Annotated in this window: 14 protein-coding genes; 5 read left to right on the top strand and 9 right to left on the bottom strand. The window is 32.1% G+C overall.

Going from position 1 to position 13,516, the window contains the following annotated elements; translation table 11 throughout:
- The first annotated feature begins 9 nt into the window (after window positions 1-9).
- The 5 genes from ACFS3A_RS21185 to ACFS3A_RS21165 all read left to right on the top strand — a co-directional run bounded on the left by ACFS3A_RS21185 (window position 10) and on the right by ACFS3A_RS21165 (window position 2,887).
- Complete coding sequence (locus ACFS3A_RS21185; protein ID WP_379827560.1) at window positions 10-435, top strand: hypothetical protein; 426 nt, start codon at window positions 10-12, stop codon at window positions 433-435.
- A gap of 2 nt (window positions 436-437) precedes the next feature.
- Entirely contained in the window at window positions 438-863 is a 426-nt protein-coding gene (locus tag ACFS3A_RS21180; RefSeq protein ID WP_379827559.1) for a SufE family protein, read from the top strand.
- A gap of 89 nt (window positions 864-952) precedes the next feature.
- Complete coding sequence (locus tag ACFS3A_RS21175) at window positions 953-1,276, top strand: SUF system Fe-S cluster assembly protein (protein ID WP_017494560.1); 324 nt, start codon at window positions 953-955, stop codon at window positions 1,274-1,276.
- 73 nt (window positions 1,277-1,349) lie between these two features.
- Complete coding sequence (locus ACFS3A_RS21170; RefSeq protein ID WP_379827558.1) at window positions 1,350-1,859, top strand: DUF2480 family protein; 510 nt, start codon at window positions 1,350-1,352, stop codon at window positions 1,857-1,859.
- A gap of 77 nt (window positions 1,860-1,936) precedes the next feature.
- Window positions 1,937-2,887, top strand: coding sequence for a DUF3078 domain-containing protein (locus ACFS3A_RS21165; protein ID WP_379827557.1), 951 nt, complete (start codon window positions 1,937-1,939; stop codon window positions 2,885-2,887).
- 180 nt (window positions 2,888-3,067) lie between these two features.
- On the opposite strand, the gene hflX is transcribed toward ACFS3A_RS21165, so the two are convergent.
- From hflX to ACFS3A_RS21120, 9 genes are all read right to left on the bottom strand, one after another.
- Window positions 3,068-4,297, bottom strand: a complete 1,230-nt coding sequence (hflX, locus tag ACFS3A_RS21160; RefSeq protein ID WP_179000738.1) for a GTPase HflX — start codon at window positions 4,295-4,297, stop codon at window positions 3,068-3,070.
- Window positions 4,298-4,461: 164 nt separating this feature from the next.
- Window positions 4,462-5,319 carry a hypothetical protein gene (locus tag ACFS3A_RS21155; RefSeq protein WP_379827555.1) on the bottom strand — a complete coding sequence of 286 codons (858 nt, stop codon included), beginning with the start codon at window positions 5,317-5,319 and terminating at the stop codon, window positions 4,462-4,464.
- A gap of 498 nt (window positions 5,320-5,817) precedes the next feature.
- The gene (locus tag ACFS3A_RS21150) at window positions 5,818-6,414 is read right to left on the bottom strand and encodes a transposase (protein WP_379827554.1); all 597 of its coding nucleotides are present in this window, start codon (window positions 6,412-6,414) and stop codon (window positions 5,818-5,820) included.
- 129 nt (window positions 6,415-6,543) lie between these two features.
- Complete coding sequence (locus ACFS3A_RS21145) at window positions 6,544-7,707, bottom strand: IS3 family transposase (RefSeq protein ID WP_379827552.1); 1,164 nt, start codon at window positions 7,705-7,707, stop codon at window positions 6,544-6,546.
- 235 nt (window positions 7,708-7,942) lie between these two features.
- Window positions 7,943-9,163: an MFS transporter gene (locus ACFS3A_RS21140; RefSeq protein ID WP_379827551.1), complete on the bottom strand. Its 1,221-nt coding sequence runs from the start codon at window positions 9,161-9,163 to the stop codon at window positions 7,943-7,945.
- 444 nt (window positions 9,164-9,607) lie between these two features.
- Complete coding sequence (locus ACFS3A_RS21135; RefSeq protein ID WP_379827550.1) at window positions 9,608-10,651, bottom strand: Gfo/Idh/MocA family oxidoreductase; 1,044 nt, start codon at window positions 10,649-10,651, stop codon at window positions 9,608-9,610.
- 85 nt (window positions 10,652-10,736) lie between these two features.
- Window positions 10,737-11,807, bottom strand: coding sequence for an NADPH dehydrogenase NamA (namA, locus tag ACFS3A_RS21130; RefSeq protein ID WP_379827549.1), 1,071 nt, complete (start codon window positions 11,805-11,807; stop codon window positions 10,737-10,739).
- A 141-nt stretch (window positions 11,808-11,948) separates the two neighbouring features.
- Entirely contained in the window at window positions 11,949-12,584 is a 636-nt protein-coding gene (locus tag ACFS3A_RS21125) for an ATP-binding cassette domain-containing protein (protein ID WP_379827548.1), read from the bottom strand.
- The gene (locus tag ACFS3A_RS21120) at window positions 12,578-13,267 is read right to left on the bottom strand and encodes a hypothetical protein (RefSeq protein ID WP_379827547.1); all 690 of its coding nucleotides are present in this window, start codon (window positions 13,265-13,267) and stop codon (window positions 12,578-12,580) included. Before ACFS3A_RS21120 ends, ACFS3A_RS21125 begins: the two co-directional genes overlap by 7 nt.
- Window positions 13,268-13,516 lie beyond the last annotated feature (249 nt).

The following is a 13,516-nucleotide window of genomic DNA, read 5'->3' as shown; positions in this document are numbered from 1 at the left end:
AAATATCTTATGAGAATATTGTCTTTATTGCTTTTAACTCTTTTTGTTGCGACTGGATGCTGCAGTCAGAAAAAAACAAATATGACTTCAACTCAAATTGAATATTCAGCACACTCAAGAGGTTATTACAAAACCATAGTTGTGCAAAACAAAACTGTTTTGATTACTAAGCAACGTAATGCTGAGCCTGAAAAAATCAATATTGATGATGCAAAATGGAACGAAATAGTAGCTGCATATTCAAAAGTAAATTTAGACAATCTTTCTTCTTTAAAAGCTCCAACAGATAAACGAACTTATGATGGTGCTGCAATAGGAAATTTAAAAATAACTAAAGAAGGTAAAACCTATGAAACACCTGGTTTCGACAATGGTTTCCCTCCAAAAGAAATCGAAAAACTAGTGAATTTATTAGTTGATTTTGCTAAAGAATAATTATGACGATAAAAGAAATACAAAACGAAATAATAGACGAATTTTCGATGTTCGACGACTGGATGCAGCGTTATGAATACATTATCGAACTAGGAAAAAGTCTTCCGTTAATTAAAGAAGAATACAAAACCGACGAGAATTTAATCAAAGGCTGTCAGTCTAAAGTTTGGTTGCAAGGCGAACAAAACGATGACAAAATTGTTTTTACAGCCGACAGTGACGCTATTTTGACAAAAGGAATAATTGCAATTTTAATCCGTGCATTCTCAAATCAGAAAGCTAAAGATATCTTAGAAGCTGATACTGATTTTATAGATGAAATTGGCTTAAAAGAACATTTATCAGCAACGCGCGCCAACGGTTTGGTTTCAATGATAAAAAACATCAAAATGTACGCTTTGGCTTTTGATGCTAAAAACAAAAATTAAATTTTTTCGCCACGAATTTCACAAATTTCCCGAATTAAAATTAGTGTGAATTCGTGAAATTCGTGGCAAAAGAAAAAACAAATAACAAAATGGAACAAGAAATAGACACAAACGAATTAGGAGAATCAATCGTAAAAGTTTTAAAAGGAATTTACGATCCTGAGATTCCTGTAGATATTTATGAATTAGGATTAATTTACGACGTAATGGTAAACACAGATTACGAAGTAAAAATCCTTATGACACTTACTTCACCAAACTGCCCTGTTGCAGAAAGTCTGCCAAGAGAAGTTGAAGAGAAAGTAAAAACAATTGAAAACATTAAAGATGTTGACGTTGAAATTACTTTTGATCCGCCTTGGAGTAAAGATTTAATGAGCGAAGAAGCGAAGTTAGAATTAGGAATGCTTTAATAAGTATACAGTTCACAGTCTCAGTCTCAGTGTTCAACTGCGACTGAAAACTGCGACTGAAAACTAAAAAGAAATGGAAGAAATCATCAATAAAGTAGCCAATAGTGCTTTAGAAGTTTTTGATCTTGAGGATTATTATCCAAAAGGAATTCGTACTCAAATTGACATTTCACAATGGCTTTTGGAAGGATTTCTATTGAAAGAAAAAGACTTTAGAGAGTATCTTAAAAACCATGATTGGTCACAATATCAGGATCAATATGTTGCTGTGAACTGTAGTACAGATGCTATTATTCCGGCATGGGCTTTAATTCTTGTTGGAGTTCATTTGGCGCCTTTTGCAAAAAAAGTAGTAAACGGAACTATTGAAGATCTTGATGCAAGTCTTTACGAAGAAATTCTAAGTAAAATCGATTATTCAGTTTATGAAAATAAACCTGTAATTGTAAAAGGCTGTTCCAGAAAACCAGTTCCAATGCGTGCTTATATTTTAGCAGCAAATAATCTTCAGCAATTTGCACGAAGCATCATGTACGGAGAGGCTTGTTCTGCAGTACCTTTATACAAACAATCTAAGAAATAACCTGCAATAACCGCTGGTGAACCTTTATCTTTCGATTGGTTTTTAGTATATTTGATAATACACTTAAACTAAATACCATGAGAAAGATCTTTTTATTACTCTTCGTTTTAGCAAACCTTACTTTTGTTCAGTCCCAAAATACCGAAAAAGAATTAGCCCAAAATACCGAAAAAGCCGTAAAAAAGCTCAATGACACAATTGAGAAAGATGGCTGGAAAGCAAAAGGTACAGTCTCCCTTTTATTAAATCAATCAAGCTTTAACAACTGGATCGCGGGTGGTGAAGATAGTTTCTCTGGAACTTTAGGAATCAATTATGATTTCAATTATAAAAAAGACGATGTAACTTGGGACAACAAAGTCTTGGCTTCGTACGGTTTATTACAAACCAAAAATACTGATTTCAGCAAAAAAACAGACGACCGTTTAGAGTTTAACTCAATCGTAGGAAAAAGAGCTTTTGGCGAATGGTATTACTCTTTCTTCTTAAATTTTAGAACTCAATTTACGACAGGATATATTTATGGACAGGATGCTAATGGAAAAGAAATTAGAACGGAACAAACTAAATTCATGTCTCCTGGATATCTGACTGCTGGACCTGGTATTTACTGGTCAAAAGATGAAAATCTAAAAATAAATTTTGCCCCTCTGACTTCAAAATTTACTTTTGTAGACAATGCTTATACAAGTGGAATTGATCGATTTACAGGCTTGCCTTATGTTGATGGCGATTATTTTGGTGTTGACGAAGGAAAAGCCATGCGATATGAACTGGTTTTTTATGCATCAGTTTATTACAAACTAGCCATTATGACTAATGTAACAGCAGAAAACACACTTAATTTATATTCTAATTATCTGGAAGATCCTCAAAATGTAGATATCAATTATTCTTTGAACATCATTATGAAAATCAACAAATTCTTGTCTGCCAATTTTGCTTTTCAAGCGATATATGATGACAATGCTTTCAGAGGACTTCAAACCAGACAAGTATTTGGTTTAGGCGTTAATTTTGGATTTTAATAATTAGAAGCCAAACAATAGGCTTTTTAATAAACATAGTTCCCGCTCTCGGCTTTATCTTACTAGCCCGACGTCGGGCTAGCAAGGATACCGCCTCCATCGGGGCTAAATTCAAACAATAGGCTTCTTTTAAACATAAAAAAACGGCTTTTGAAAATTTTCAAAAGCCGTTTTCTATTTTTATTCTTCTTCTTTTTCTATTGCATCTTTATAATCCGGATACAAGAATTTATTATAAGGAAAACGTGTAATGTGAATTTGTCGAACCGCTTCGTAAACTACTTCTCTGAATTCTTCAAAATTCTCTTTATTTCTAGCCGAAATAAATAAGGCATTATCCTCTCCAACGTTACTCATCCAAGTTTGTTTCCACTCGTCAAGCGTCCAGTGTTTTCTGGTTTTTTCAGTAATCAAATCATCTTCATCAATGGTCAGGTGTTTATAAGCATCAATTTTATTAAAAACCATAATGGTTGGTTTATCATTGCTTTTAATTTCCTGCAAAGTCTTGTTCACAGATTCAATATGATCTTCAAAATCAGGGTGCGAAATATCTACGACATGTAAAAGTAAATCGGCTTCACGAACCTCATCCAATGTACTTTTAAAAGAATCTACCAATTGTGTTGGCAGTTTTCGAATAAAACCAACGGTATCAGAAAGTAAAAACGGCAGGTTTTTAATTACCACTTTTCGAACTGTTGTATCTAAGGTTGCAAACAATTTGTTCTCTACAAAAACATCACTTTTTCCGATTGCGTTCATCAAAGTCGATTTTCCAACATTCGTATATCCAACCAAAGCCACACGAACCATTGCGCCACGATTGCTTCGCTGAATACTCATCTGTTTATCGATCGTTTTGATTTTATCTTTCAATAACGAAATTCGGTCACGTACAATACGTCTATCTGTTTCAATCTCTGTTTCTCCAGGCCCACGCATCCCGATACCTCCTTTTTGACGCTCAAGGTGTGTCCATAAACCAGAAAGTCTTGGCAGTAAATACTGACACTGTGCCAGTTCTACCTGAGTTCTTGCGTATGAAGTTTCGGCTCTCTGCGCAAAAATATCCAGAATCAAATTGGTTCTGTCCAGAATTTTACAATCAATAATTCTAGAAATATTTTTTTGCTGTGAAGGCGTAAGCTCATCATCAAAAATTACTGTCGATATTTTGTTCTCTTTTACAAAAAGATTAATGTCATCAATTTTTCCCGTACCCACAAAAGTTTTGGGATTTGGGCGCTCCATTTTTTGCGAAAAGCGTTTAATGACTTCACCGCCTGCGGTAAAAGTCAAAAACTCCAATTCGTCTAAATATTCATTTAGTTTCTCTTCACTTTGATTTTGAGTAACGATACCTACAATTACGGTTCTCTCAAAATTTATAACTTCTTTTTCTAACATAGTCTTGAATAAGCTGCAAATTTAATGATTTGTAAGCTACAATCAATTATACAATTTCGTTTTTAAATTTATATATTGCTTACAGACAATAAAAAATGGAACCTCGTTAAGTTTTACCTCAACAAAATTCCATTTATCTGAATTGGTCTCTCAGTATGAAACGTTTACTCGTAAATAAACGTTTTTTCGGTTTTTACAATTCCATTCTCTTCAATTTGAGAACAAGAAATTGGAAAGTTTAATTTGTTGTATTTGTATTTTCTGCTTACCGCAACTAATGCTGTAGATGACGGACTGAAATTCATTTCATTGTTGTATGAAATCGCTTCAAAAGGAAATTCCTCTTCATGGTAGGAGATCATTGGTACAATCACTTTATAATTATCTCCAAAAAGATTCTGAACAATCAATTGATCTACCGATTTTTTATCATCATAGGTATAGGTTTTAGAGATTTTATCTCCAACTAAACCTTTGTGTTTAGACACGTTATCGTTTACATAAACGTATTCCAATTTTCCAATTATAGCTTTATTTCTATCACGAGAAGTACGTCTCACAATAATTCCGTTTTCAACAAGATATTCGATATCATCTAATAAATTTTGGTGATTAGTACTGCTCTTAGTAGTTACTTTTACCCTTGCTCCTTCATAAACGAATGCAACCGTTTTAGTAATGTAATTTGGCCCTTCCTGATATTTTTTTACAAATTTGGTAATATTATTATCAGCGTTGTAAGTATAATTAATTACTTCTTTCCAATCGCTTCCTATTTTATCCTTAACGGTCATATCTAATAATCCGTTTTTATTGTAATAGAAATGCTGTACGACATCTGAAGTTGTGATTGTCTGAAGTTTCCCGTCTTTAAAGACCATTGTTTTATTTACAATTTCACCGTCTTTAGAGTTTTGGTAATTTGTTTTTACAATGTTAATCTGCTTTAGTTTAACATCATCCTGACTATGCATCAAGAATGGAAACACCATCAATAAGATGGCAGCAAAGTAGGTTCTCATATTTGTTTTTGTATTGATTTGGGATGACCAAAATACAAAATTCAATTAGATTTTAAGAATTTGAAATACAAAAACTACAAACTTTTCAATAAAAACCTAAAAACCAACCCATTATTTATTAAAATAAAAATTATCTCCTACTTTTCACCAAATAGTTTTACACTGATTTTTGTTTATATTGTTTTATCTATTTGAAAAACAAAAAATTAAAAATGCAATTTAAAGTTCTTAAAAGTTTATGTATACGATTTAAGTATATCAGAATAGTGCAATAAATCGTAAATAACGAAACAAACTATTTGTAAATAATTGTCAGCTCTCAGTTTGTGATATATTTCAAAAACACAATATCTAAAAGAGATGACAAAATATTAACTTAAAAATTCAGAGAATCGAAAAAAAATGCACGAGAAAATTTGTTGCTTTAATTTCAACATTAAACTTAATTAGTTTTGGTTTTTATAATAAAAAGCAAAGACAGGTTTATCCTGCTTTAGTTTAATTTTTAGAAATTTTACAATATAAACCTAATTCACACATATATCTTTTTGTCGTTGAACTAGATATTTTATAACCGTTTTTTTGGAGTATTTTTGCTATTCTTTGCGCACCATATCGCTGTTGAAAATTGAAAAAAACTTTCGTAATTTCTTCTTTTATTAAAATTCTTTTTTGTTGTGTTTCCGAAAGACTCTGGTTTTTCCAATTACTATAGGTACGTGTACTAAAATTTAATACTTTGCACATCTTTCTTATAGAGTAATTTTTTTCATGATTTCGTATAAATTGAAAAATTTCAAATTTTCCTTGATACATACAATCTCCTGCTTTCTTAAAAATTTCAAACTTCAAATCTAAATCTTTAATTTTTTTTTTAAGTTCATATTTTTTTTTATCATCTGGACTTAATCTCAAAGTACCTGTACCCGGAAAACTTCCAGTTCCATATTTTTGATAATCCTGTCGCCATCTGGTAAGTAATGAAGAAGTTATATTAAGTTCTTTTTCAACTTCTGCAATATTGCCTCTTTCATAACTTAATTTGACAGCCTCTACCTTGAAATCAAAGCTATAAACCATTGGTTTCTTTTTCATTTTTGCAAAAATTTTATTTACGTGCCTTAAATATTAAATTAGAAAATGGTTTTTGATAAATAAATTCATATCATTAGTAAACTACTTTTAAGTTTTAAATTGATAATTAAAAAAAGCTAAATCTCAAAGTTAATTATCTTGGTTAAACTCTTCTATGTTTTTAAAATTCAAAGCAGAATGTATTCTTTTTTTATTGTACCAATTTTCTATAAAATCAAATATTTTTTCTCTCATTTCTTCTTTAGATAGGAATTTAGTTTGCCTATGTATTAATTCTCTTTTTAGCGTATTGAAAAAGCTCTCAGCTACGGCATTATCAAGATGATTCCCTTTACGGTTCATACTTCTTGTTACACATTGATAAGAATCTAATTTATGTACAAAAGCTCTACTTGCATATTGTACCCCTCTATCAGAGTGAAATATTAAAAAGTCTTTAATTTCTCGATTACTTATTGCCGTTTCCCAGGCAGGTAAAACGGTACTTTTAACAGACAAACTAGTCCCTAAGTTCCAACCAATTATTTTTCTATCATATAAATCCATAATTATAGTCAAATACATAAATCTTTTATCTATTTGTATATAGGTTATATCTGAAACCCATACTTTTGAAGGTGCATTTACAGAAAAATTTCTGTTTAATACATTTGGAGAAGTAAATAAATTGTGTTTTGAATCTGTAGTTACTTTAAATCTACGTTTAAGCTTCCTATACAAGCCCATTTCTTTCATGTGAAATGCTACTTGTGCTATTGATATTTTGGTCCCTCTGTTATTAAGTTCTCTGGTGATTTTAACAGATCCGTATTGTTTATTAAACTCATAATAAATTGAAATGATTTTTGTTCTAAGTAGCAATATTCGTTTTTGACTTTCTGAAATAACTTGCTTTTTCCATACACGAAAAGTGCTTTCAGATACTCCTAAAATCTGACACATTTTATTTATAGGATATATTTTTTCATTTTCACTAATGAACGAAAAAACAAAAGATTTTCCCATTGATAGATACTTCGAACCATTTATCAAAATATCAAATTTTTGTTCAGATTCTTTGAGTTTTTGCTCAAGTTCGAAAATTTCTTTTTTATCCGGATTTATCCTTTTCTTACCCGTTCCAGGAAAACTTCCTTTACCAAATTGTTGATATATCTGACGCCATTGAGTTAATCTTGCTGGGTTTATTTCAAGTTCAATGGCCAGCTCTTTAAGAGTGGCTCTTTTATAACTTAAATTTACCGCTTGTTCTTTAAAAAGAGGAGAATATATTATTCTTTGCTTCCTTAACATCAGATTTAATCAATTAAAATACTGATAACTAAGTTAATACATTTTATTCAAAATATTTAATATTCTCTACAAATCATTTTTTGATTAAAACATTCTTTTAATCATGAGTTTTACAAATTAGATTGCGATAAGTTCCCTTTACTCAAATGAAACGATATAAAAAATATCTACATATAAAATCAAATAAATTTCGTAAAAAATCAATAATAAACTGTCGTTTTTTAAGCTTTAAATCTTAAACTGTCGTTCTAATTTTAGAAACCATAAAAGCAATCAGCACTCCAAAAATTCCAATAAAAGCAAAAGAAAACTGAAGTCCAAAACTTTGAGCAATATGCCCAATTACCGGAGGCCCCATTAAGAAACCAAGGAAGCTCACACTCGAAACAATTGTTAAAGCTTCTCCTGCTGGAACCGTTGGATTTTTACCTGCAATGCTATAAACAGTAGGAACAATAGTTGCAACTCCCAAACCAACAAACATAAAGGCAATGGTGCAAGGAACGATATAAGGAAGAAAAACAGCCGTAAAAAGTCCAGCCGAAATCATAACGCCGCTAATCTGCATGACACGCTCACGACCGAATTTATTGATTAGGCCATCGCCAAGGAATCTGCCGCTGGCCATCATAATCATAAAAGAAGTATATCCTAGAACAACCAAAGGTCCCGGCGCTTTTACAATATCTTTAAAATAAACACCACTCCAATCGAACATTACGCCTTCGCTCGCCATACTGCAAAATCCGATAACACCCAGCCAAAGCAAAGCCGAATCTGGTTTTACAAATAGCTTTTTTTTCTCTTCTTTGGCTTTTGACTTCTCTTTGGCTCTAACCAAAAATTTAAAATTAAATGCCACCATCAATAAAACAATGATTCCAACAATTATAAAATGATGCAACGGATTTAATTTTAAAGTCAACATCCCCAATCCAACCAATGCTCCTGTGAATCCTGCAAAACTCCACATTCCGTGAAACGACGACATTATTGTTTTTTTGAATAAAACTTCAGTATAAACGCCTTGTGTATTTACGGCAATATTGGCAAGATTTCCAAACAAACCGAACAGAAATAACCCAAGGGATAATTGCAATGCTGTTGTTGCCAATCCTAAATTAATAAGACAGAAAACATACATGATAAGAGAGAAAATCAAAATACGATGGCTTCCAAATTTTGTTACCATTTTTCCTGAAAACGGCATAATGGCCAATTGACCAACCGGAAGTGCAAAAAGTATAGAACCTAAATCGCCTTCTGTTAAATGCAAGGCTGTTTTGATGTCAGGAATTCGGCTCGCCCAAGTTGCAAAACTTAATCCCATTCCGAAATAAAACATTCCAACGGCAAATCGAACTCGGTTTAAATAAGAGGCTTTTGCTTCTCTAAATACTTTCTTGATTTTCCCTTTGGTTTGAAAAAGCGCTAATGGATTAAAGTTTATCAGCATATTGAATTTTTATTGAATATTGTCAAAAATACTAAAAACGCTTGGTAAAGTGTACAGAGCCTAGGGTTATGCACAATTTACAACGTTATTGTTTATAAATTCGAAGGTTATTAATTGAAATCTTCTTATTAAAATTACAATTTTTCGGGTTTAGTCGAATTATAATTTGTTACGTTTTTTAATTGAAGCAAAAAAAAGAAGCAACATCAAAATTGATACGGCTTCTTTTTGTTTAATCGATTGTTCCGTAGGAACATCTCATCGGTAGAAAAATATTATTGTTATCATTAATTTTACGTTCCATAGGAACGTTTGATTTTTGACATCATTTTCCACATTCCAACCTATCAAACGTTCCTACGGAACGTAAATCGGATGGGTATTATTTTTTTTACCGATGAAACATTCCTACGGAATGATAACGTTATCAAATAATTACAATCCTTATGATATACTGATTACCTTTTGTTGGGCATTACTTGCAATTGCAGCTTCTATAATCTGCATTACTTTTACGCCTTCATCTGCGGTAACAGGCTCTGGTTTATGATTTGCAATAGAATCGTAAACGCCGTCAAAGAAACTAAAATAATTGCCTTGAAGCGTTGATACTTTCTCTCTCACAATTTTTCCATCTATTTCGGTATGTAAAAGTCCCTGCAGATTTTCATCTTCTGTTCCCCAAGAATCTAAATTTGGCTTTTTACCCACTTTTAAATCATCTTCCTGAACATCTCCACGAGGTTTTAAAAACGATCCTTTTTTACCATGAAGTGTATAAGCCGGATTGGCTTCTCTAACAAAAAAACCTGCTTTTATTCTAACTCTGAAATTAGAATAAAATAATGTCAAATCGATCCAATCGTCTACAACAGATTTTTCTCTTGTTACGCGAATATCTCCAAACACCGATTTTGGACAGCCAAATAAACTCACTGCCTGATCGATAATATGTGGCCCTAAATCTTTCAAAACTCCCGCACCATCGTTTGCCGTTTCTTTATGCGCTTTCGGACTCAATAACGGATTGTATCTGTCAAAATGAAATTCGGCTTCTACTAAATCTCCCAAAACGCCGTCATCGATAATTTTTTTAACGGTTTTGAAATCACTGTCCCATCTTCTGTTTTGAAAAACGGCTAATTTCAATCCTTTGTCTTTTGCAATTTTTGCCAGTTCTTTTGCTTCCGCCGCGGTTGTGGTAAACGCTTTTTCTACAACCGCATGTTTTCCTGCCAGAAGTACTTTTTTTGCATATTCAAAATGCGTTCCGACTGGCGTGTTTACAATTACTAAATCTACATCGTCTGCCAAAAGTTCGTCCAGAGTGGCATAACTTTTCACGTATGGATAATCTTCCTGAATTAACTTTTTACTTCTTTCCCAAGAACCTAATAATTCAAATCCTTGATGAATATCTAAAAACGGAGCGTGAAAAACTTTCCCCGACATTCCGTATGATAATAATGCTGTTTTTATTTTCTGCATGTTGTTATGGTTTTTTAGCCACGAATTCACGAATTTTTTTTTTTTAATAAAACCTTTAATTCGTGAATTCGTGGCGGAAAAAATATTAAAGTTTAGCTCTTTCGTATTGTTTTGGCCATTGAATATCGGCGTTTAGTTCTTTGGCAAAATCCAAAGGTAAATTCGGATTTCTCAGTGATTCTCTTGCGAATAAAATCAAATCGGCCTGACCGTTATTTAAAATTTCTTCGGCTTGTTTGCCTTCAGTAATTAAACCAACTGCTCCAGTTGCGATATTCGCTTCTTTCTTTACTTTTTCAGCAAAAGGAACCTGATAACCCGGGCCAAGTGTAATTTTTTGATGCGAAACCAATCCGCCTGACGAAACATCGATTAAATCTACTCCTTTTTCTTTTAATATTTTGGAAAGTTGTACCGATTCTTCTGGATTCCATCCCCCTTCTGCCCAGTCCGTTGCTGAAATTCTAACCAATAATGGAAGATTTGAAGACCATTCGGTTTGAACGGCTTCTAAGATTTCTAACGTAAAACGAATTCGGTTTTCAAAACTTCCTCCGTATTCGTCTGTTCTAACATTGGTTAAAGGTGATAAAAACTGGTGCAATAAATAACCGTGTGCAGCATGAATTTCCAAAACCTGATAGCCTGCTTCGACTACTCTTTTGGTTGCTGATTTGAAATCGGAAATTACTTTTTGAATTCCGTTTTTATCTAAAGCTTCCGGAAGAAACGGTTCGTTGTCGTGATATGGAATCGCACTTGGCGCAACCGTCTGCCATCCGCCTTGAGCGAAATCCAACTTTTTATTGCCCAGCCAAGGAGCCGAAACACTGGCTTTTCGTCCGGCATGAGCCAATTGAATTCCGGGAATCGAATTCTGAGAAACAATAAATTCGTTAATTTCTTTTAGTTTTTCGATATGCTCGTCTTTCCAAATTCCAAGATCTGAAGGAGAAATTCTGGCTTCTGGAGAAACTGCAGTCGCTTCCTGAATAATTAAGCCTGCTCCTCCGCTGGCACGGCTTCCTAAATGAACCAAATGCCAATTGTTTGCAAAGCCGTCTTCGGCAGAATATTGACACATCGGAGAGATTGCAATTCTATTTTTTAAGGTAATATTTTTTATAGTTAGGGGAGAAAATAATTGTGAAGCCATACTTGTAACTTTTAATGGTTTTATACTACCAATTTATAAGGTAATGTTCAAAAAAGTAAAGTTACGGCATCTTGTTAAAACGAGATATTGAAATGTTTATTAATTAACAAACATTTAAATGAAAGTTTAGTTCATGATTGTTTATCTCAAAAATAATTCTTTCTCAATTTCTGAATACTGGCTTTTTTCAAACTCAGTAAGATTTTTATTTTTGAGCAGAAAAATTTTATCACAGTCTTTATAGAGGATTTCTAAAATATGAGACGAAATAAAAACAATGCTGATTTTAGAAAGTTCCCGAATGTAATTCATTAATAAATAATTCGATTCTAAATCGAGTCCATTAAACGGTTCATCTAAAATGTATATGGGAAATTCTTTTTGAAAAACAGCATTCAGATATGTTTTCTTTTTCATTCCGGTAGAAAACTCTCGTATTAGTTGATTATTGGGAACCTCAAATATTAAATTCGTATTTTTTGTCTCAACATCCAATAAATGGGCATAAAAATCATAAAATTCTACAGCGGTAAGTTCTCCATAAATGGGAGGATCTGTTGGAACCCAGCCAGCATTTTGCAATACTACTTCCTTTTCATTTATCGAGCAGTTTCCCTCAAACTTTTCTAAACCTAAAATACATTTAAAAAGCGTTGTTTTACCTTGACCGTTTTTACCAATAATACCATAAATACCTGGTCGATCAATAGAAACATCAATGTTTTCTAAGATTGATTTATCTTTATATTTTTTTTGATCAATGATAATTTTTAGCATGTTTTGAGTTCGTTTAAGGTTTTAATCGCTTTTTTATAAATAAAAGGCAACGCTAAGAATGGTACTCCAAATAAAAATAAACTTCCAGCCATGAAAATCGTAAAAAAAATATGCTGTAAATAACTATTATTAAAATAGATATACTTAAACAACAGATTAATAATTGGCGCAATGAATATAAAAATCAGAAATATCAATTTTTCCCATTGCAATAATAAACACATCGTTAACGCGATAGGAAATACTAAATAACAAGTATTGATAATTGAATTTTTAAACTGAAACCTCAAGTATTTTTTGCTATCAAAAGGATTATGTTTTATTTCTGCTATTGTTTCTCTTTCAAAGGATGGAACGCATGCTATTAATGATAATCCTAAAAAAACTGCATACAAAAGATTTTGATTGTTGCTTTTTACCGCCATAAAAACAACGATAAGCAACAACGGAAGTATATAAACCAGTTTGTATTTTCTAAAAGAAATATGCCAGTAAATATTAAAGGTATTGAAAGGATATTTAATTATTTTTAGATTGAATTTGGGCAAATTGATTAAAACTATTTTAAACAACATAATTGCCCCAATAAATACAAATTCGCTTTTTACTAAAAGCACCAAATAAAATGGAAAAGAATAAATAAGGTATTCTGTAAATAGGATTAGTTTGTAATTTCTTTTCATTTTTAAAAGCTCCAAATCCGACCTTTGCAAATGGTAAACGATTATTTCCAGAAAAAGAAAAGGAACATAATTACGTAATGGTTCAAAATTTAGATAAATCAAAAATGCGCTGACAAAATATAGCAGTATAATAAGAAATACAGCCAAAATATCGTCTTTAGCGACTAATCTCCTAAACCGAACAAGAAACAAATAATGTAAAATTGTTTTCAATGTTTTTTCGTCATTTAATGTTTGTTCTAATCTCCA

Source organism: Flavobacterium notoginsengisoli (assembly GCF_042686225.1).
GTDB classification, from domain to species: domain Bacteria; phylum Bacteroidota; class Bacteroidia; order Flavobacteriales; family Flavobacteriaceae; genus Flavobacterium; species Flavobacterium notoginsengisoli.
Note: the sequence above shows the minus strand (reverse complement) of the source record. Positions and strands in the feature narration are given on the sequence as shown.

Coding starts and splice junctions, on each gene's coding strand:
- ACFS3A_RS21185 (WP_379827560.1), top strand. CDS start 10: ATGAGAATATTGTCTTTATTGCTTTTAACTCTTTTTGTTGCGACTGGA.
- ACFS3A_RS21180 (WP_379827559.1), top strand. CDS start 438: ATGACGATAAAAGAAATACAAAACGAAATAATAGACGAATTTTCGATG.
- ACFS3A_RS21175 (WP_017494560.1), top strand. CDS start 953: ATGGAACAAGAAATAGACACAAACGAATTAGGAGAATCAATCGTAAAA.
- ACFS3A_RS21170 (WP_379827558.1), top strand. CDS start 1,350: ATGGAAGAAATCATCAATAAAGTAGCCAATAGTGCTTTAGAAGTTTTT.
- ACFS3A_RS21165 (WP_379827557.1), top strand. CDS start 1,937: ATGAGAAAGATCTTTTTATTACTCTTCGTTTTAGCAAACCTTACTTTT.
- hflX (WP_179000738.1), bottom strand. CDS start 4,297: ATGTTAGAAAAAGAAGTTATAAATTTTGAGAGAACCGTAATTGTAGGT.
- ACFS3A_RS21155 (WP_379827555.1), bottom strand. CDS start 5,319: ATGAGAACCTACTTTGCTGCCATCTTATTGATGGTGTTTCCATTCTTG.
- ACFS3A_RS21150 (WP_379827554.1), bottom strand. CDS start 6,414: ATGAAAAAGAAACCAATGGTTTATAGCTTTGATTTCAAGGTAGAGGCT.
- ACFS3A_RS21145 (WP_379827552.1), bottom strand. CDS start 7,707: ATGTTAAGGAAGCAAAGAATAATATATTCTCCTCTTTTTAAAGAACAA.
- ACFS3A_RS21140 (WP_379827551.1), bottom strand. CDS start 9,163: ATGCTGATAAACTTTAATCCATTAGCGCTTTTTCAAACCAAAGGGAAA.
- ACFS3A_RS21135 (WP_379827550.1), bottom strand. CDS start 10,651: ATGCAGAAAATAAAAACAGCATTATTATCATACGGAATGTCGGGGAAA.
- namA (WP_379827549.1), bottom strand. CDS start 11,807: ATGGCTTCACAATTATTTTCTCCCCTAACTATAAAAAATATTACCTTA.
- ACFS3A_RS21125 (WP_379827548.1), bottom strand. CDS start 12,584: ATGCTAAAAATTATCATTGATCAAAAAAAATATAAAGATAAATCAATC.
- ACFS3A_RS21120 (WP_379827547.1), bottom strand. CDS start 13,267: ATGAAAAGAAATTACAAACTAATCCTATTTACAGAATACCTTATTTAT.